Source organism: Actinoplanes sp. NPDC026619, assembly GCF_040638295.1.
Classification (GTDB): domain Bacteria; phylum Actinomycetota; class Actinomycetes; order Mycobacteriales; family Micromonosporaceae; genus Actinoplanes.
Genome location: NZ_JBEZYA010000013.1, coordinates 134,805 through 152,463 on the forward strand (window position 1 = coordinate 134,805; position 17,659 = coordinate 152,463).

The window sequence follows — 17,659 nt, forward strand, 5'->3', positions numbered from 1 at the left end:
CACCTCACCTGCCCATGTGCGTCATCCGGCAAACGTGTCCGCTGTGGACGACATCACGTTTTGGAAACACCTTGACCGGCCCCGGTAGGGTTGACGAGGTTCACACGGGTCACTCAGGTGGCTAACAGGTTCGGGTCCTAACCTTTCGGTCAGTTTCACCGAACCTTATGGGGGTAGTCTCGACTCCCCCCGGCGAGGGCACACTCGAGGCGAAGCATTACGCTGCGTCGCGGCCCGCGCACAGAGGAGCTGACGCCCGGCGATTCGGGCGGGTGGAGGGATTGGCGTGACGCTGTCGATAATGACGTCGACGCTTGCCGACGGAGTGGTGGAGGTTTCGCCCAGCGGCGAGATCGACGTGGAGAACGCATACGAGATCCGGGAGGCCGTGGCGAGTCAACTCGCCGATGAGCACCCCACCCGCATCGAGCTCAACATGCAGAACGTGACCTTCATCGACTCCGTGGGCATCAGCGCCCTCGTGGCTGCCTTCCAGCTTGCCGCGGTCAGTGAGGTCAAGCTGCTGGTCACCCGGCCCAGCCGCTTCGCGCACCGACAGCTCTGGGTCACCGGGCTGCTCGGTCTGTTCGGCAACCCGCAGCCGTTCGGCGGCGCCGAGTCGCAGGAGCCCGCGGTCACCGCCTGATCGTTACGTCAGCGCCGGTGACTGCACCTGCACCGTCTCCAGGTTGAACCGCACGTCCGCCGCCTCCACCGGGGCGCGCAGCGGCGTGACCACCGCGAAGTGCTCGGCCAGCGCCGCCAGGTCGGTCTGCGGCTCGAGCAGGTCGTCGGCGGCCTGCACCGCTGTGCGCACGAAGTCGGCGCCGGCCTCGGCGATGTGCATCTGCACCTGGCCGAACTGGGCGAGGGCCGCGCGGCGCAGCCCGCGGATCCCGTCCAGGTGCAGGTCGGGCACGTTGAGGTTGAAGACCGTGCCGGCCGGGGTGTGCAGCAGTGTCGGGATCAGCCGCGCGGCCAGCTCGGCGGCGCTGCTCCAGTGCCGCTTCTCGTCGTCGGCCTCGCTGATGATGTCCATCGCGGCGCCTCCACTGCGCGACGAGGCCGATCGCGGGTTCAGCACGTCCAGCGAGACGGCGAGGCCGTGCAGACCCGCGTACGACGCCGTGAGCGTGGCGCCGACCGTGCCGGAGTGCACGACCGCCGACCCGGCGTTGGCGCCCCGGTTGATCCCGGAGAGGACCAGCTCCGGCGGCTCGCCGAACGCCTCGCGCAGCGCCAGCAGCACGATGTACGCCGGAGAGGCGGCCACCGCGTACGCCGGGATGTGCTTGGCCCCGGTTAGCTCCCGCTTGTGCAGGATGATCTTGCCGTGCTCCTCGATCGCGGTCATCGAGGCGCTGCTGCCGCTCGACTCGGTGATCGGCGCGGCCACGACCACGTCGTGGCCGTCGCGTGCGGCGGCCCGTGCGAGAAACCGCAGGCCGGGAGCGTCGATGCCGTCGTCGTTGGTGACCAGGATTCGTGTCATCGTGCCTTCTTGATCGGGGTGAGCTTGACCCGCTCGGTGAGCACCTGGACCGCGTCCTGGTGTCCCGTTCCGAGCCCGTGCCGGGTGACGTTCAACGCGCCTGCGGCCGCCCCGGTGCGGACCGCCTCGCTCATCTCGCCGCCGCGGGCGAGCACCGCGGCCACGCCGGCGGTCATCGAGTCGCCGGCGCCGCGGCCGTCGGTGAGGGTCAGCTTGGGTGTGCCGACCCGGTAGATCTCTTCGTTGATCAGGGCGAGCGCGCCGGCGTCGGCGCGCGAGACGAGCGCCGACTCGGCCCCGTCGTCGTGCAGCTTGATCAGCGCCTCGGTGAGGTGCTTCTCGGAGTCGTCCGGGGAGAGCCCGTCGGCGATCAGCTCCTCGTGGCTGACCTTGACGACGGACAGGCCGGACGACAGCACCGCCTTCAGATGGTCGCCGCACAGGTCGGCGATCACCTTGACGCCGTTCGCCCGCAGGTCGGCGGCGAGCCGCTGGTAGACCTCAGGCTTGATGACCGAGGGGTGGGCGGGGCCGCTCAGGATGGCGATGCCGGCCCGCAGGCCTTCGGCCAGGGCGAGGTTGTAGAGCTCGTCGAGCTCGTGCCGGGTGAACGGGGCGCCGGCGATCTCGGCGAGCGATCGGCGCTGGCCGTCCCGGCGGTCGTGGACGTACCACCCGCTGCCGCTCTCCCGGGGGACCGTGCGCAGGGTGACACCCTTGAAGTCGAGCAGCGGCTTGAGCACCCGGCCGACCTCGCCGCCGACGGCCGCGCAGAGGATCACCTCGGCGCCGAGCGAGGTGATCATGCGGGTCTGCCAGATGCCCTGGCCGCCGGGATGGACGTGCAGCTCGGGCTGATCGTGCTGCTGCTCGATCGTCACAGTGAGTTGAGGTGCCGGCGCGAAGACCATGACCCGAGCGTCGCTCATGTCCGACATTGTCTACTTTTGCGGACCCACCAGTCTGGCGAATCCCGCAAAAGCGATTAAATCTCAGAGCTTGACGGCCTCATCGGTCAGCTCACGCAGCGCGTCGGTCAGCTCCGGGTGGGTGCGCAACAGGTCTTCCAGCCGCACCCGCCACTTGCCGGCCTCCACGTCGCTGGCGAAGCGGTCGCCGCCGGTCTCGACCAGCGCCGTCAGCAGTCGCTGCCGGGTGTCGGCGAACTGGCCGTAGACCTCGCTGCCGAGCCGGCTCAGCACCCGGGCCGCGAAGGTCTCCGAGTGCGGGCTGCCCGCGGCCCGGACGAACGCCCGGGCGCCGTCCCAGGCGACTCTCGGCTCATGGACGACGGTCTGACTCATAGCGATGTCCCTCCGTGATGGCATGGCCACCAAGCGTAGAGAAACCGCCGCGAATCGGACGGTGGTTGGCACACGCGGTGACCGGTGTGACGATCCTGCCCCCTGGGGTGTGATGATCGCCACCCTGATCTTTTACCAACCGGCGGGGGTGCACCGGCCGCTGCTGCCGACCGGCTCCACCTGCAGCGTCGCGTGCTCGATGTGGAAGTCGTCGTGCAGCGCCTCGCGGGCCGTGTCGAGCACCGCCGCCAGCTCGGCCGCGGGTTCCAGGGAGAGGTGTGCGGAGGCCACCTCCATGCCCGAGGTCAGCGTCCAGACGTGCAGGTCGTGGACGTCGCAGACGCCGGGCACGTCGGCCAGGCGGGCCCGCACCGCGGTGATGTCCAGGTGCTCGGGGGCGGCCTGGACCAGGATCCGCACGGCCGAGCGGCCCAGCGCGAAGGTGCGCGGAAGGATCATCAGGGCGACGACCACGGCGACGATCGGGTCCGCGTACGACCAGCCGGTCAGGCCGATGATCGCGGCGGCGATGATGACCCCGACCGAGCCGAGCAGGTCGCCGACCACCTCGAGGTAGGCGCCGCGAATGTTGATGCTCTCCTTGGCGCCCGACCGCAGCAGGCCGAACGCGATCACGTTGATCACCAGGCCGCCGATCGCCACCACCAGCATCGAGCCGGCCGGCACGTCGGGCGGGTCGGTGAACCGGCGCACCGCCTGCACCAGCACGAACCCGGCCACGATGGTGAGCAGGGCGGCGTTGGCCAGGGCGGCGAGCACCTCGAGGCGGTAGAGCCCGAACGTGCGGTGCGAGTCGGTGCCGGCCCGGCCGGCCGCGGTGATCGCGGCGAGCGCCATCGCGATGCCGAGCACGTCGGTGAACATGTGGCCGGCGTCGGACAGCAGGGCCAGCGAGCCGGTCAGGAGCGCGGCGACCGCCTCGACCAGCATGAACGCGGCCAGCATGGCGGCCGCCCACCAGAGGCGGGCGCGATGCTTCTCGCCGGCGTGCAGCGCCTGCGTCCCGTGGTCGTGCCCGGCACCCATGCCTTCCACCCTCCGTCCGCGCCCTGCGCTCCGGCCAATGTATGCGTACATCGCTATATGTGCAAGCCGAACCGGTTCGGCGATACCGAGGTATGCAATCAACGACAACTCAAAGCCGCCTGGAAAGGAACATCAGTGTCCAGACGTACTCTCGCGATTGTCATCTCCACCCTGATGGCCGTGACCCTCGGCGCGACGCCGGCCGAGGCACATTCCCCCGTCCGGACCCTTTCGCTGCCCGACGGCTTCCAGCCCGAGGGCATCGCGATCGGCGACAGCCCGTACGCCTACTTCGGCTCCCGCCTCGACGGCGACATCTACCGGGTCAGCCTGAAGACCGGCAAGGGCAGCGTGCTCAGCCAGGGGCCGGGCACGCCGTCGCTCGGCCTCAAGATCGACGAGAAGAACCGGCTGTTCGTCTCCGGTGGCTCCGGAGGCAACGCCCGGGTGATCGACACCCGTTCCGGGGCCGTGCTGAAGTCGTACACCCTGCAGACCGTGCCGTCGTTCATCAACGACGTCGTGCTCACCGGTGGCGCCGCCTGGTTCACCGACTCGACCAACCCGGTGCTGTTCAAGCTGCCGCTGACGCGCGGCACACTGCCCGCCGAGGCCGTCGGAGTGCCGCTGACCGGGGAGATCGCCTACGCCACCGGTAACAACGCCAACGGCATCGCCGCCACCCCGGACGGCCGCGCCCTGATCGTGGTGCAGTCGAACACCGGCAAGCTGTTCCGGACGACCTACGGCGGCGTCACCACCGAGGTCGACCTCGGTGGCGAGCTGGTGCCCAACGGCGACGGGCTGTGGCTGCGCGGCCGCGACCTCTACGTCGTACAGAATCGGCTGAATTTGATCGCAAAGATCCGCCTCAACCGGGATGGATCGGCCGGCCGCCTCGTGGTGAGGACGACCGACCCGTCCTTCGACGTCCCGACCACCATCGCCGAGTACGGCAGCCGGCTCTTCCTGCCCAACGCCCGCTTCACCACGCCGGCCGAGCCGACCACCACCTACAACGCGGTCAGCGTCCCGGTCTCTTAGCGGGAATCCAGCGCGAAACCGTGCCGACGGTGGTCAGGCGCTGGGTGGCCCGGGACAGGGCGACGTAGAGCGTGCGGATGCCGGCCGCGTCCTTGGTGAGCGCGGCCGGCTCCACCAGCACGACCGAGTCGTACTCCATGCCCTTGGCCTCCAGCGCCGTGACCACCTGGACCCGCTCCGGCAGGCCGGTGAGCCAGCCGGCCATCTCGTCCCGGCGCGGCACCGGCGTGATCACGCCGATCGTCCCGTCGACCTCGGTGAGTTGCTTCTCGGTCAGCTCCCGCACCAGGTCGGGCAGGCCGGCCGGGGTGGTCACCAGGTCGACCGGATCGACGCCGGTGCTGCGCACGGCCGACGGCAGCGGCAGGTCCGGCATGATCACGCGGATCACCTCGGCGGCGACCGCGAAGATCTCCGACGAGTTCCGGTAGTTGGTGGTCAGCGAGTAGCTGTTGCGCCGGCGCGAGCCGAGCGCCCGGTCGCGGGACCGGTCCAGCTCCTCCGGGTCGCCCGACCACGCGGTCTGTGCCGGGTCGCCCACGATCGTCCAGGACGCGTACTGCCCGCGGCGGCCGATCATCCGCCACTGCATCGGCGACACGTCCTGCGACTCGTCGACCACCACGTGCGCGTAGTCGCGGTAGTCCTCCTCGCGCTGCACCTGCCGGCCCGCCGACTGGCGGTCGGCGAACGTGCTGACCTCCTGGACGCCGTCCCGCACGTGGAACGGGTTCTTCGACTTCTGCTGCGGCTTGCGGGGGCGGCCCATCAGCTCGTCCAGCTCGTCGAGCAGCGCCACGTCGGCGATCGTCGGCCCCTGGGAGTCGAGCAGGGCGAACGAGCCCTCCAGGAGCCCGATCTCGGCGCGGGACAGGATCCCGTCGGCATAGCCGCGCAGCCGGGCCGGGTCGGCCATCCAGCGCAGCACCCGCATCGGGGTGAACCGCGGCCACCACGCCTTGAGGAATTCCCGGAAGTCGTTGCGGTCGGCCAGCTCGGCCTCGAACTCGCGCTTCTCCGGCAGGCCGCTCAACTTCTGCTGGCGGACCTGGGTCCAGAGGGCGTCGAACAGCCGGTCGAAGCCGTGGCCACGCACCTCGTTGCGGCGGGCGCCGCGCGGCAGCGCCTTGCGGCGGATCTGTTCCAGCTCGTTCGCGTTCAGCCGCAGCAGCGTGCCCCGGTAGAGCATGCGCAGCTCGGCCGGGCCGTCCGGGACCGCGTCGTGCGACGCCCGCTCGAGCACCCGCCGGATGCGCAGCGAGCCCTTGATCGCGGCGACCGGCCCGGAGTCGACCCGGGTGGCGGCGTAGCCGGGCACCAGCGTGCCGAGCGAGCGCAGCGTCGCGGTGTCCTCGCCGAGCGACGGCAGCACGGTCGCGATGTATTCCACGAAGACGCCGGACGGGCCGACCACCAGGATGCCGCCGCCGGCGAACCGGCTGCGGTCGGCGTAGAGCAGGTAGGCCGCCCGGTGCAAAGCCACGGCTGTCTTGCCGGTGCCCGGGCCGCCGGTCACGATCGTCACCCCGCCGGCCGGGGAGCGGATCGCGTCGTCCTGCTCGCGCTGGATGGTGGCGACGATGTCGCGCATGCCGTGGCCGGTCGCCTTGGAGAGGCTGGCCAGCAGCGCGCCGTCGCCGACGATCTGCATGCCCTCGGGCGCCGCCGCCGGGTCGAGCAGGTCGTCCTCGATCCCGGTGACCGTCTCCCGGCTGGACTGGATCATCCGGCGGCGCACCACGCCGAGTGGCTCGGCCGGGGTGGCCCGGTAGAACGCGGCGGCCGCGGGGGCCCGCCAGTCGACCACCAGGGGCGTCGAGTTGTCGTCGCGGATGCCCATCCGGCCGACGTAGTGGGTCGCGCCGGTGGCCAGGTCGAGGCGCCCGAAGACCAGGCCCTCGTACTCGGTGTCGAGGGCGTGCCGGCGGCGGGCCGCGTGGAAGACCATCGCGTCGCGCTCGACGAGGGCGCCGAACGTGCCGACGCCGGCCAGCTTGTAGCCCTCCTTCTCAGCACGCGAGGCGTCCCGGCGCAGGTCGATCAGCCGGGCGTAGACCCGGTCCACGTGCCGCTGCTCGACCGCGATTTCTTGCTGGAGGACGGTGGGGTCGCTCAAGTTCGTGGATCTCCCTTTTTCGCGGCCCCGAAAAAAGGGGGGCAATCGAACTTACTCCCCGGAACTAGGTCCTTGACAGCCGGGTGCCGCTATGAATACTTAACCAGGTGCTTAACCATCAGCTCGACCTCATGTTCGCGGCCCTCTCCGACGGCAGCCGCCGCACGATGGTCGACCGGCTCAGCCGCGGCCCCGCCACGGTCAAGCAGCTCGCCGAGCCGCTGACCATGTCGCTGCCGGCCGTCCTGCAACACCTGCGGGTGCTGGAGGAGAGCGGCCTGGTGCGCTCGGAGAAAGCCGGCCGGGTGCGCACCTGCCGCCTCGAGCCGGCCGCGCTGCAGCAGGCCGAGCAGTGGATCGCCGACCGCCGGGCCGGCTGGACGGCACGCCTCGATCGTCTCGAAACACTCCTAGAAGAGGGCGAATCATGACAAACAGGACGGCAATCCATGACACGTTCCGGATCGACCGGCACTTCGGCGCGGCGCCGGAACGAGTCTTCACCGCATTCGCCGACCCGGACGCCAAGGCCAAGTGGTTCGGCTCGCCGGCCGGGAAGAAGGAGGACGAGGCGTTCGACTTCCGCGAGGGCGGCCGGGAAAGCGTGGTGTCGGTGTTCGACGACGGGACCCGGTTCGGCTTCTACGCCACCTACACCGACATCGTGCCGGGGGAGCGCATCGTCTACACCTACGAGATGACGATGAACGGTGAGCGTATCTCGGTTTCGGTCGTCACCGTCGAGGTGCGCGCGGGAGCGGCCGGCGGCACCGACTTCGCCGTCACCGAGCAGGGCGTCTATCTGGACGGGCTGGACAACTCCGCGCAGCGCCGGCAGGGCACCGAGGCCCTGATGGACGCCCTGGCCACATCGCTCTAGGCGGCTTTCCGGAGGCGGCGCCGGCGGCGCTTGCTCACCTGTGCCCGGGCCACGATGTCGGAGAGAACCGCGGACACCTCGCCCTGCCGCTCCAGCGGCAGCATGTGCCCGGCGCCCGGGTAGACGGTCAGCTCGGTGCCGGGCAGCGCGTCGGCGATCCCCTCCGCGCACGGTGGCGGGGTGAGCCGGTCGCGGTCGCCCACCAGCACCGCGGCCGGCACGTCACCGAGCCGGGCCAGGGTGTCGAGGCGCTGCTGCTCGCCGATCGAGGCGCGGAAACCGCCGATCGAGCGCAACGTCGTACGGCCGACGCTCTTGATCGTGACCTGCAGCGCGGCATCCTCGAAGTCGTCGCCGAAGAGCAACCACCGCAGCGCCGGCCGCAGGGCCGGCAGCACCGCTCGATGCGGCCGCCAGGCCCCGGAGCGGGCCAGCAGGCCCGCGCCGAGCGTCTCGCCGGCCCGCATGAGCAGGGCCAGCCGCGGCGGCAGGCCGTAACGGGTGTGCGTGTGCCCCTCGGCGGTAGTCGACACGAACAGCAGCCCGGCCACCCGGGCGGCGAACTCGTCGGGGAACTTGTGGGCGAACTCCATGATCGTCATTCCGCCCATCGAGTGCCCGGCCAGCACGACCGGCCCCTCCGGGGCGACCCGCCGCAGCACCTCGGCGAGATCCTCGCCCAGCTGGGTGAGCGTGGCCGACTTGAGCCGGGTCGATCCGGAGCGCCCGTGGCCGCGCGTGTCGTAGGCGACGATCCGCGGCTCCGGCCGCATCGTGCGCAGAGCTTCGATCTGGTGGTGCCAGGTGCGCCGGTCGAGACACCAGCCGTGCAGGAGGACCACGGTGACCTGGGCATCTGCCGGACCCCAGCACTCCACGCTCAGCGTCACACCGTCATCGAGAGTCAGTTGCGACCGCTCGGACATGGGCACCTCCGCAAGTCTCACGGCCCCGTTGTACCCACGGGTAATAAGCATCACTCGCGATCAGTCCGACCGCCAGTGTTACGAACTGATTTCTGGGAAGGTTTGCCAGCGGAACGTGAGTTGTCTCGCACTCCCTGCTCACTTGCCCGATCTCAGCGAGAATCCCTTCATGACGACCGACTCGTCGGCACCCCCCATCCCGCCGATCAGCACCGCCGCGGAAGCCCTGGCCGAGCTGGTCGCGGGCAACAAGCGCTTCGTCGGCGGCCACCCCGAGCACGGCCATCAGGTCGCCTCGGCCGCCTCGGCCTCCGGCGACCAGAAGCCGCATGCCGTCGTGGTCGGCTGCATCGACTCCCGCGTCCCGCTCGAGGCGATCTTCGACCAGACGTTCGGCGAGATCTGCGTGGTCCGCTCCGGCGGTCACGTCGTCGACCGCGCGGTCCTGGGCTCCGTCGGCTTCGCGGTGGCCAAGCTCGGCGTTCCGTTGATCATGGTGCTGGGCCACAAGCGCTGCGGCGCGGTGCAGGCCGCGGTCGACGCGGTCCGCAACAACGAGCACCCCGAGGGCGACATCGGCTACCTGGTGGAACAGCTCACCCCGGCGGTGCTCCAGGTGGGCGCGGATACCCCGGACGCGGCCGAGCAGGCGATGCGGGCCCACGTCACCCGAACGGTGCGTCGCATGCGCGACATCACCGGAGTGACCGATCAGATCGCCGCAGGCCGGGCGGACATCGTCGGCGCGGTCTACGACCTGGACACCGGCCTGGTGGAACTCCTGCCCTGAGCGGCCCGCCGCCGGCTGGCTGCCACTTGTTCTTCTTCGGAGGATACGGCGTTGCCCGGCCCCGCCCGCACAGCGCGAGCCAGGCGCGTCACCGGCCGCAGCGCGCCTTTCGCGCGAGGCGCCGGGTCACCCCACACCCAAAGGCGTATCCGCAGGGTGGCTTCTCCGCTGGGCGGCAGGGCCGGCGCTCGTCTCACGCGAAAGGCGCGCTGCGGCCTTGGCCTGCAGCGGGCCGGCGCTGTGCGGCCGGGACCGATGCCACCCGCGTACTTTATGGGTGTTTTGGGGGTGATCGTGCCTTGACGATCTCCTAGGGAAGATGATCAGCAGGCGCGAAAAAGGCGCCTCCCCAGGTGGGGAGGCGCCTTTGACGGAATGTCAGGCGGTCTCGAAGACGCCGGCGTCGGCCAGGCGCTTCTCGGTGGCACTCCAGCCGTGCTGCGGGTTGGCGGCCTCGAGGGCCTCCAGCTCGGCGCGGATCTTGGCGCCGTGCCCGGCGGCGGTGAGGATGCGGACCTCCTCGACGAACGCCTCGGAGTCGGTCTTGAGGTGGGCGGTCTTGCCGTTGGTCAGATTGCGCACGTAGGCAAATCGGCCGTTGGCGAGCGGGATGAGGTACTTGTACTCACCGAGCACGCTCAGGGCGCCACCGGTGCTCTGGCCGGCGCGGACTGATGCGCGGGCGGTCTTCGAGGTGTTGCTCGCCACGGCGGAGCTCCTTGAGAAAGCAGAAAAATGGCCGTGGCAACACTACACGATTCACCTGGGACCGTGCCGTCGGAGCTGGTCCGGCCGTTGGGCAGGGTGTGCCACTACGGCAGTTCCGATGTCGATGTTGCCGATTCCCTGGCGCACCATCCGTACCAACCGGCATCATGGGACACGATCAACCGCGGTCGAGGTCGTAGGGGAAGACGCACCTCGGTCTCCGGGAGGTCACCGTGCCAACGTGTGGCGTCGTATACGTCCACTCGACCCCACTCGCCGTGTGCCAGCACGTCGAGTGGGCGATCGCGCGCGTCCTGACCGCGCCGGTCAACCTGCACTGGACCGTGCAGCCGGTTGATCCCGGCATGCGACGGGCCGAGTGCAGCTGGACCGGACGGGCTGGGACCGGCGCCGAGCTCGCTGCTGCCCTCCGGCAGTGGCCCATGATCCGTTTTGAAGTAACCGAGGAACCGAGCCCCGGCTTGGACGGCGAGCGCTTCATGCACGTGCCGGGCCGCGGACTCTTCCACGGGATCATGGGCGCTTCGGGGGACATCCAGATGGGCGAGGACCGGCTGCGCGCCATCATGGCCTCCGCGCGGGCGCCGGAGGCTCTTGCTCATGCCCTGGAAAAGGCGCTCGGCTCGGCGTGGGACGCCGAGCTGGAGCCGTACCGGTACGCAGGCGACGGCGCGCCGGTCACCCTGCTGACCCGGGTCGGCTGACACCTTTCCGCGCCGCGCCCGGCGTAGCTGTTGCCTGCGCCCAGAAAAACCGACACTCGTGATTAATTCGGATAAAGACCCGCGATTTGCGCGTCGCGGATCCGGCTGCTGAGATGGCAGACGTGAAGACGATCCTGCGTTTCGCCCTGGTCGTGCCGTTGCTGCTGGCCTCGGCGTCGTGCAGTGGCAAGAAGGACGAACCGGCCACCGTGCCGACCGGCGCGGCCGACGCCGTCTCCGTCCCGGCGGCGCCGGCGTCCGTGCCGAGCGCGTCCGCGAGCGCCGACCCCGCGGCCCTCGCCACCACCGCGATCGCCGCGATGAGCGACTCCGATCTGGCCGGTCAGGTCCTCATGCCGTACGCGTACGGCAGCGAGGCGACCATCGTGGACAAGTCCTCCGCGGCCGGCAACCAGGGGCTGGCCGGCGTGGACACTCCCGCGCAGATGGTCGCGAAGTTCCACCTGGGCGGCCTGATCCTGGTCAGCTTCGCCCCGCAGGACCCGACCGGCTCCACCAACCCGGCGACCAACGTGGAGAACCCGCAGCAGGTCCGCCGGCTCACCGACGGGCTGCAGGCGGCCGCGAAGCAGCTGCCCGGCGGCGCCCCGCTGATGATCGGCACCGACCAGGAGTACGGCGTGGTCACCCGGGTCACCGACGGCGTCACCATGCTGCCGTCGGCGATGGGGGTGGGCGCGGCCGGCCAGTCACCGCTCACCGAGGACGCCTGGCGCGCGGCCGGCGAGGAACTGGCCGCCATGGGCATCACGGTCGACTTCGCCCCGGTCGCCGACACGCTCGGGCCGCCGGCCAACACGGTGATCGGCTCCCGCTCGTTCGGCGGCGACCCGGCGGCGAACGGCGGTCAGGTCGCGGCCGCGGTGCGCGGCCTGCGGGCGGGCGGGGTGGCGGCCGGCGTGAAGCACTTCCCGGGGCACGGGCACACCAGCGGGGACAGCCACGCGGGCCTGCCAGTGATCACGCAGACCGCCGCGCAACTGGCCGCGCAGGACCTGCCGCCGTTCCGGGCAGGAGTGGCGGCGGGCGCGGGCGTGGTGATGTCCGGCCACCTGGACGTGCAGGCGGTGGACAAGGGCGTGCCGGCCACCTTCTCCCACAAGATCATGACGGACCTGCTGCGCGGGAGCCTGAAGTTCACCGGCGTCGCGATCAGCGACGCGATGAACATGCCACCCGCCATGACGTGGCCGGCCGGCGACGCCGCGGTGCGGGCCCTGAACGCGGGCAACGACATGCTGCTGATGCCGCCGGACATCGCCGCCGCCCGGGACGGCATCCTGGCCGGCCTGAAGAGCGGATCGCTGAAGCGGGAACGCCTGGTCGAGGCGGTCACCCGCATCCTGACCCTGAAGTTCCGCACCGCGCAGAACCGGCAGCCGGACCTGGGCACGGTCAACTCGGTGGCCCACCAGCAGTCGGTGGCGGCACTGGACGCCGCGTCGATCACCCTCCTCCAGGGGCCGTGCACCGGACCACTGGTCAGCGGGCCGGTCACGGTCACCGCGGCCGACGGCCGGGAGACGGCGCGGGTGACGCTGGTGAAGGCCCTTCAGGCCGCCGGCGTGACCGTGCAGGCGGCCGGCGGCAAGGTCATCCACCTGGTCGGGTACGGGGACCAGAGCATCGACCTGGACCCGGCGGCGGCGGTGACGGTCGGGATGGACACGCCGTACCTGCTGGCCGCGGCGAAGTCGCCGGTGCTGGTCGCCACGTACTCGTCCAGTCAGCTGTCGCTGGCCGCCCTGGCCTCGGTCATCGCCGGCAAGACGAAAGCCCCCGGCCGGTCGCCGGTCGCGGTGGCGGGGCTGCCCCGGACCGCCTGCCCCTGACCGGGGTCGCGCCCCCGGGGCGGTAATGGCCATACTGTGCCGCATCTTCGATATAAGGCACACGGGGGAACGGCTCAAGTGAGTGATACCAGCACGCCCGTCGGGGGCATGTGTTTCCAATGCGGCAACACGGTGCCGCCCGGCGCCCCGGCCTGTCCGCGATGCGGCGCCCTGCCGATGCCCCCGCAGCCGGTCGGCCAGTACCCTCCGCCGGGATTCGGCATGCAGCCGCCCCCTCCGCCCCAGCCGCCGAAGCGGCGCGGCCTGCTGGCCCTCGGCACCGGCCGGCTCATCGCGCTCGGCGTCACCCTCGTCGTGCTCCTCGGCGCGGGCTTCATCGCGGTCCTCGTGGTGGCGCTCGGCATCGGCCGCGACGGCCCCGACTCGGCCGTCAAGGAGTATTTCGCGGCCCTGGCCGACGGCGACGCCGAGAAGGCGCTGCGCCACACCTACGAGGGGACCGGCGCGGCCAAGGACAATCCGCTGCTCACCTCGGCCGCGCTGACCGATCCGGCCCGCCGTCCCAGCGCGGTCACGATCAGCAAGGCCCGCGCATTGTCCGGCGCCAAGTCGTGGCGGGCCGTGGCCGCCTACGTGGCGAACGGCAAGGACGTGAACATGATCGTCACGATTCGCCAGATCGACGGCAAATACGTGGTGCTCGAGGCGTTCACCGCGCTGCGGGTCACCCCGGGGGTGCAGGGGCTCACCGTCAACGGCGTGGCGGTGCCCGCGGCCGGCGAGACGCTGACCGTTTTCCCGGGCTCCTACCAGGTCAAGGCGGCCGGAAACGCCCTGCTCGCCGAGGTCGACGTGATGGCCGACCAGGCGGGCGGGTCGTACGCGTCGGCCAGCATCTTCAGCCGTGAGCTCGCCCCGGGCGTGCAGGCGGAGGTCGACAAGCAGGTCCGCGCGAAGCTCGACGGCTGCATGAAGAGCACGTCCGACGCGCCTCCCGGCTGCCCGTTCCGCGCCTTCCTCCCCGGCGAGAAGCCGTCCGTGCGGTGGACCATGCCGACCTACCCGAAGGTCGAGGTCAGCTCGGTCCTGACGAGCGAGTCGGCCAGCGCCCGCTTCTCGGGCAGCGGGGTGGCCCACTACGAGGCCGACTACCGCGACTTCTTCGGCGCGAAGAAGCACGAGGCGGACAACGACCAGATCTATGTGTACGGGAACGTCACGGTCAAGGACTCGAAGCTGGTCGTGACCTTCACCAACTGAGCCGGAAACGACGGAACGCCCGGGACCAGGTCCCGGGCGTTCCTCGCTGTGCTGCCTAGACCCGGGTGAAGACCAGGGCGACGTTGTGACCGCCGAAGCCGAACGAGTTGTTCATCGCTGCGTGGATCTCCAGCGGGCGGGCCTTGTGCGCCGCCACGTCGAGGTCCAGCCGCTCGTCGGGGTCGTCCAGGTTGATCGTGGGGGGAACCACGCTGTCCCGGATGGCGAGGATGGCGGCGATCGACTCGACCGCGCCGGCCGCGCCCAGCAGGTGACCGGACATCGACTTGGTCGAGGTGATCACCGGGTGGCTGCCGACCGCGGTGCGGATGCCGATGATCTCGCCCATGTCGCCGGCCGGGGTCGAGGTGGCGTGCGCGTTGACGTGGGCGATGTCGGCGCCGGTCAGACCTGCGTCCTTGATCGCCTTGCCCATCGCGCGGATGCCGCCCTTGCACTCCGGGTCGGGCTGGACGATGTCGAACCCGTCCGACGTGATGCCGGCGCCGGCGAGCCGGGCGTAGACCCGGGCGCCGCGGGCCGCCGCGTGGTCGGCGCGCTCCAGGATGACCGCGCCGGCGCCCTCGCCGAAGACGAAGCCGTCCCGGTTCTTGTCCCACGGCCGGGACGCCTTCTCCGGCTCGTCGTTGCGGGTGGACATGGCCCGCATGGCGGCGAAACCGGCGAACGGCAGCGGGTGGATGACCGCCTCGGTGCCGCCGGCGATGACCACGTCGGCCCGGCCGGAGCGGATGATGTCGAGACCCAGCGCGAGGGCCTCGGCGCCGGTGGCGCAGGCACTGGCCATGGCGTGCACGCCGGCCTGTGCGCCGAAGTCGATGCCGATCCAGGCGGCCGGCCCGTTCGGCATCAGCATCGGCACGGTGTGCGGGCTGACCTTGCGCGGCCCGGAGGCCTCCAGGATGTCGTCCTGGTTGAGCAGGGTCTGGGCACCCCCTATTCCGCTGCCGAAGCTGACCGCGAGGCGTTCCGGGTCAAGCCCGGCGCCCTCCAGGCCGGAGTCGGTCCAGGCCTGCTTCGCGGCGATCAGCGCGATCGCCTCGGAGCGGTCCAGGCGGCGCAGCCGCACCCGCTCGAGAACCTCGGAGGGCTCGACGGCGAGTTCGGCGGCGATGCGGACCGGCAGTTGCACAGCCCACTCCTGGGCGAGCGGACCCACCCCGGAGCGGCCGGCGAGCATGGCGTCCCAGGTGGACGCGACGTCCCCGCCCAACGGGGTGGTCGCGCCGAGCCCGGTGACGACGACGTCTACGTTGCTCATGTCAGTGATTCGCCTCGATGTAGGAGACGGCGTCGCCGACGGTCTTCAGGTTCTGCACCTCGTTGTCGGGGATCTTGACGCCGAACTTCTCCTCGGCGGCCACGACGACCTCGACCATGGAGAGCGAGTCGACGTCCAGGTCGTCGGTGAAGGACTTCTCCTCGGCGACGTCGTCCGGGTTCACCCCGGCGACCTCCTCGAGGATCTCGGCGAGGCCCGAGGTGATCTCTTCGCGAGTTGCCATTTTGGGAATTTCCTCTCAACTGTTGGGGAGGTGCTCCGACCGGGTGAAGCCGCCCGTCACGGGCAGCGGATGACCTGGCCGGCGTAGGTGAGGCCGCCGCCGAAGCCGAACAGCAGCACCGGGGCGCCCGCGGGCACCTCCCGGCGCTCGACCAGCTTGGACAGGGCCAGCGGGATGCTTGCCGCGGAGGTGTTGCCGGAGACGGCCAGGTCCTTCGGGACGACCACGTTCGGGCCGAGGCCGAGGCGCTTGACGATGCCGTCGATGATCCGGCCGTTGGCCTGGTGCGGGACGAACGCGGCGAGCTCGGAGACGTCGACCCCGGCCTTCTCGCAGGCCTCGCGGGCGAACGGGGCGAGCGCGGTGGTCGCCCAGCGGAAGACGATCTGGCCCTCCTGCTGGATGTACGGCTGCCAGCCCTCGATCTTCAGGACGTCGCCCTTGTCCGGCGCCGAGCCCCACAGCACCGGGCCGACGCCCGGCTCCTCGCCGTCGGCGACCCCGGTCATCACCGCGGCGCCGGCCGCGTCGCCGAAGAGCACGGCGGTCTTGCGGTCGGTCCAGTCGGTGACGTCGGAGAGCTTCTCGGCCCCGATCACCAGGGCGTTGCGCGCCGCGCCGGCCCGGATCGCGTGGTCCGCGGTGCCGACCGCGTAGGAGAAGCCGGAGCACGCGGTGTTCAGGTCGAACGCGGCCGGGGCGGCGATGCCGAGCCGGGCCGCGACCCGGGTCGCGACGTTCGGGCAGCGGTCGATCGAGGTGCAGGTGGCGACCACGACCATGACGATGTCGGCGGCGCTCAGGCCGGAGTTGGCGAGGGCCTTCTCGGCGGCGTACGTGGCCATGTCGGCAACCGACTCGGCCCCGGCGATGCGCCGCTCCGCGATGCCGACCCGGTCCTTGATCCAGGCGTCGTTGGTGTCGATGGTGGTGGCCAGATCGTCGTTCGTGACGACGCGCGAGGGCTGGTAGTGGCCCATCGCGACGATGCGGGAACCCGCGGCGGTCATCGTGCTGCTCCTTGAGTCTGCTGCCCGCCGTGCCGGGCGATGAGGTCACGGGCGGCCGGCAGGTCGTCCGGGGTGTTCAGAGTGACGATCTCGGGCGCGCCGTCGCCCTTGAGCTCCCGCTTGACCAGGCCGGCCAGGGTGCCGGCGGGCGGGAGCTCGATCACGCCGGTGACGCCGAGGTCCTTGAGCGTGCGCATGCACAGGTCCCAGCGCACCGGGGCGGTGACCTGGCGGACCAGGCGTTGCACCATCTCGCCGCCGTTCGTGACAGCGGTGCCGTCGAGGTTGGACAGCAGGATGCGGGCCGGATCGTGCGCGGTAGCGCCCCCGGCGATCGCACCCAGCGCGGTTTCCGCAGGCGCCATGTAAGGCGTATGGAAGGCGCCGGCCACCTGCAGGGTGATGACCCGCGCCTTCGCCGGCGGCTCGGCCGCGAGCTTGGCGAGCGCGTCCAGCGCGCCGGCCGCGACGATCTGACCGGCGCCGTTGCGGTTGGCCGGGTGGAGCGCGTACCGCTCGAGGGCGGCCAGGACCTCGTCGGGGTCGCCGCCGAGGACGGCGCTCATCCCGGTCGGCTCGAGGGCGCAGGCGGCGGCCATCTCCCGGCCGCGCACCCCGGCCAGCGCGATGGCGGCCTCGGCCGGCAGCACGCCGGCGATCGACGCGGCGCCGAGCTCGCCGACGCTGTGCCCGGCGACCAGGTCGACCCCGGCCGGCGGCAGGTGCTCGGCGGCGAGCAGGGCGGCCGCGACCAGCAGCGGCTGGGTGCGGGCGGTGTCCTTGATCTCGTCGGCGCCGGCCTCGGTGCCGAGATGGAGCAGATCGACCCCGGCGAGGGCGGACCACCAGCGCAGACGGGTGTCGGCCCCGGGGAGCGCGAGCCAGGGGCTCAGGAAGCCGGGCTTCTGGGAGCCCTGGCCGGGCGAAAGTAGGGCGAGCACGGTCTTGACTCTTCCGGATCCGAGGGCCAACCGCGGTTGACGGCGGCCACCAAACCCTACGATCACTGTTGGAGGA

The 17,659-nt window shown here is 71.1% G+C and carries 19 protein-coding genes; 8 read left to right on the forward strand and 11 right to left on the reverse strand.

Annotated features, from left to right (window positions below):
- Nucleotides 1-286 precede the first annotated feature (286 nt).
- Entirely contained in the window at nt 287-646 is a 360-nt protein-coding gene (locus tag AB0E90_RS26870; RefSeq protein WP_360411239.1) for an STAS domain-containing protein, read from the forward strand.
- 3 nt (nt 647-649) lie between these two features.
- Here the strand turns inward: AB0E90_RS26870 and AB0E90_RS26875 are convergent, their stop codons facing one another.
- From AB0E90_RS26875 to AB0E90_RS26890, 4 genes are all read right to left on the reverse strand, one after another.
- A complete protein-coding gene (locus AB0E90_RS26875; RefSeq protein ID WP_360411242.1) occupies nt 650-1,492 on the reverse strand; it encodes a 5'/3'-nucleotidase SurE in 843 nt (280 codons plus the stop codon).
- A complete protein-coding gene (locus AB0E90_RS26880) occupies nt 1,489-2,421 on the reverse strand; it encodes a PfkB family carbohydrate kinase (RefSeq protein ID WP_360411245.1) in 933 nt (310 codons plus the stop codon). The genes AB0E90_RS26875 and AB0E90_RS26880 overlap by 4 nt, the downstream gene beginning before the upstream one ends.
- A gap of 63 nt (nt 2,422-2,484) precedes the next feature.
- Nucleotides 2,485-2,796, reverse strand: a complete 312-nt coding sequence (locus tag AB0E90_RS26885) for a hypothetical protein (protein ID WP_360411248.1) — start codon at nt 2,794-2,796, stop codon at nt 2,485-2,487.
- A gap of 132 nt (nt 2,797-2,928) precedes the next feature.
- Nucleotides 2,929-3,843, reverse strand: a complete 915-nt coding sequence (locus tag AB0E90_RS26890; RefSeq protein WP_360411251.1) for a cation diffusion facilitator family transporter — start codon at nt 3,841-3,843, stop codon at nt 2,929-2,931.
- A 135-nt stretch (nt 3,844-3,978) separates the two neighbouring features.
- On the opposite strand from AB0E90_RS26890, the gene AB0E90_RS26895 reads away from it, so the two are divergent.
- Nucleotides 3,979-4,887, forward strand: a complete 909-nt coding sequence (locus AB0E90_RS26895) for a superoxide dismutase (protein ID WP_360411254.1) — start codon at nt 3,979-3,981, stop codon at nt 4,885-4,887.
- Here the strand turns inward: AB0E90_RS26895 and AB0E90_RS26900 are convergent.
- Nucleotides 4,868-7,003, reverse strand: a complete 2,136-nt coding sequence (locus AB0E90_RS26900) for an AAA family ATPase (RefSeq protein WP_360411257.1) — start codon at nt 7,001-7,003, stop codon at nt 4,868-4,870. The two genes, AB0E90_RS26895 and AB0E90_RS26900, sit on opposite strands and share 20 nt — an antisense overlap.
- Before the next feature lie 107 nt (nt 7,004-7,110).
- On the opposite strand from AB0E90_RS26900, the gene AB0E90_RS26905 reads away from it, so the two are divergent.
- Nucleotides 7,111-7,434 (forward strand): metalloregulator ArsR/SmtB family transcription factor, encoded by a 324-nt coding sequence (locus tag AB0E90_RS26905; RefSeq protein WP_360411260.1) that lies wholly within the window; start codon nt 7,111-7,113, stop codon nt 7,432-7,434.
- Nucleotides 7,431-7,883: an SRPBCC domain-containing protein gene (locus AB0E90_RS26910; RefSeq protein ID WP_360411263.1), complete on the forward strand. Its 453-nt coding sequence runs from the start codon at nt 7,431-7,433 to the stop codon at nt 7,881-7,883. The genes AB0E90_RS26905 and AB0E90_RS26910 overlap by 4 nt, the downstream gene beginning before the upstream one ends.
- Here the strand turns inward: AB0E90_RS26910 and AB0E90_RS26915 are convergent.
- Nucleotides 7,880-8,809 (reverse strand): alpha/beta hydrolase, encoded by a 930-nt coding sequence (locus tag AB0E90_RS26915; RefSeq protein WP_360411266.1) that lies wholly within the window; start codon nt 8,807-8,809, stop codon nt 7,880-7,882. The two genes, AB0E90_RS26910 and AB0E90_RS26915, sit on opposite strands and share 4 nt — an antisense overlap.
- Nucleotides 8,810-8,978: 169 nt before the next feature.
- Here AB0E90_RS26915 and AB0E90_RS26920 point away from each other — a divergent pair, with 169 nt between their 5' ends.
- Complete coding sequence (locus AB0E90_RS26920) at nt 8,979-9,599, forward strand: carbonic anhydrase (RefSeq protein WP_360411269.1); 621 nt, start codon at nt 8,979-8,981, stop codon at nt 9,597-9,599.
- A gap of 378 nt (nt 9,600-9,977) precedes the next feature.
- Here AB0E90_RS26920 and AB0E90_RS26925 read toward each other — a convergent pair whose 3' ends face one another.
- Entirely contained in the window at nt 9,978-10,307 is a 330-nt protein-coding gene (locus tag AB0E90_RS26925) for a hypothetical protein (protein WP_360411272.1), read from the reverse strand.
- Between the two features lie 233 nt (nt 10,308-10,540).
- Between AB0E90_RS26925 and AB0E90_RS26930 the strand changes: the two genes are divergently transcribed.
- The 3 genes from AB0E90_RS26930 to AB0E90_RS26940 all read left to right on the forward strand — a co-directional run bounded on the left by AB0E90_RS26930 (nt 10,541) and on the right by AB0E90_RS26940 (nt 14,106).
- Nucleotides 10,541-11,032 (forward strand): DUF3145 domain-containing protein, encoded by a 492-nt coding sequence (locus tag AB0E90_RS26930; protein ID WP_360411275.1) that lies wholly within the window; start codon nt 10,541-10,543, stop codon nt 11,030-11,032.
- A 113-nt stretch (nt 11,033-11,145) separates the two neighbouring features.
- Nucleotides 11,146-12,885 carry a glycoside hydrolase family 3 N-terminal domain-containing protein gene (locus AB0E90_RS26935; protein WP_360411278.1) on the forward strand — a complete coding sequence of 580 codons (1,740 nt, stop codon included), beginning with the start codon at nt 11,146-11,148 and terminating at the stop codon, nt 12,883-12,885.
- A gap of 222 nt (nt 12,886-13,107) precedes the next feature.
- Nucleotides 13,108-14,106, forward strand: a complete 999-nt coding sequence (locus tag AB0E90_RS26940; protein WP_360411281.1) for a hypothetical protein — start codon at nt 13,108-13,110, stop codon at nt 14,104-14,106.
- Nucleotides 14,107-14,161: 55 nt separating this feature from the next.
- Here AB0E90_RS26940 and fabF read toward each other — a convergent pair whose 3' ends face one another.
- Genes fabF through AB0E90_RS26960 form a run of 4 tightly spaced genes read right to left on the reverse strand, consistent with a single transcriptional unit; the run spans nt 14,162 to nt 17,583 of the window.
- On the reverse strand, nt 14,162-15,388 hold the full coding sequence (fabF, locus tag AB0E90_RS26945; protein ID WP_360411284.1) for a beta-ketoacyl-ACP synthase II: 1,227 nt from the start codon (nt 15,386-15,388) through the stop codon (nt 14,162-14,164).
- A gap of 1 nt (nt 15,389) precedes the next feature.
- Nucleotides 15,390-15,632 carry an acyl carrier protein gene (locus AB0E90_RS26950; RefSeq protein WP_020516670.1) on the reverse strand — a complete coding sequence of 81 codons (243 nt, stop codon included), beginning with the start codon at nt 15,630-15,632 and terminating at the stop codon, nt 15,390-15,392.
- A gap of 56 nt (nt 15,633-15,688) precedes the next feature.
- Entirely contained in the window at nt 15,689-16,642 is a 954-nt protein-coding gene (locus tag AB0E90_RS26955) for a beta-ketoacyl-ACP synthase III (RefSeq protein ID WP_360411288.1), read from the reverse strand.
- On the reverse strand, nt 16,639-17,583 hold the full coding sequence (locus AB0E90_RS26960) for an ACP S-malonyltransferase (RefSeq protein WP_360411291.1): 945 nt from the start codon (nt 17,581-17,583) through the stop codon (nt 16,639-16,641). The genes AB0E90_RS26955 and AB0E90_RS26960 overlap by 4 nt, the downstream gene beginning before the upstream one ends.
- Nucleotides 17,584-17,659 lie beyond the last annotated feature (76 nt).

What these genes read in the sequence shown, in the direction of transcription:
- AB0E90_RS26875 (WP_360411242.1), bottom strand. Translation starts at nt 1,492, where the DNA reads ATGACACGAATCCTGGTCACCAACGACGACGGCATCGACGCTCCCGGC.
- AB0E90_RS26880 (WP_360411245.1), bottom strand. Translation starts at nt 2,421, where the DNA reads ATGAGCGACGCTCGGGTCATGGTCTTCGCGCCGGCACCTCAACTCACT.
- AB0E90_RS26885 (WP_360411248.1), bottom strand. Translation starts at nt 2,796, where the DNA reads ATGAGTCAGACCGTCGTCCATGAGCCGAGAGTCGCCTGGGACGGCGCC.
- AB0E90_RS26890 (WP_360411251.1), bottom strand. Translation starts at nt 3,843, where the DNA reads ATGGGTGCCGGGCACGACCACGGGACGCAGGCGCTGCACGCCGGCGAG.
- AB0E90_RS26910 (WP_360411263.1), top strand. Translation starts at nt 7,431, where the DNA reads ATGACAAACAGGACGGCAATCCATGACACGTTCCGGATCGACCGGCAC.
- AB0E90_RS26915 (WP_360411266.1), bottom strand. Translation starts at nt 8,809, where the DNA reads ATGTCCGAGCGGTCGCAACTGACTCTCGATGACGGTGTGACGCTGAGC.
- AB0E90_RS26920 (WP_360411269.1), top strand. Translation starts at nt 8,979, where the DNA reads ATGACGACCGACTCGTCGGCACCCCCCATCCCGCCGATCAGCACCGCC.
- AB0E90_RS26935 (WP_360411278.1), top strand. Translation starts at nt 11,146, where the DNA reads ATGGCAGACGTGAAGACGATCCTGCGTTTCGCCCTGGTCGTGCCGTTG.
- AB0E90_RS26940 (WP_360411281.1), top strand. Translation starts at nt 13,108, where the DNA reads ATGCAGCCGCCCCCTCCGCCCCAGCCGCCGAAGCGGCGCGGCCTGCTG.
- fabF (WP_360411284.1), bottom strand. Translation starts at nt 15,388, where the DNA reads ATGAGCAACGTAGACGTCGTCGTCACCGGGCTCGGCGCGACCACCCCG.
- AB0E90_RS26950 (WP_020516670.1), bottom strand. Translation starts at nt 15,632, where the DNA reads ATGGCAACTCGCGAAGAGATCACCTCGGGCCTCGCCGAGATCCTCGAG.
- AB0E90_RS26955 (WP_360411288.1), bottom strand. Translation starts at nt 16,642, where the DNA reads ATGACCGCCGCGGGTTCCCGCATCGTCGCGATGGGCCACTACCAGCCC.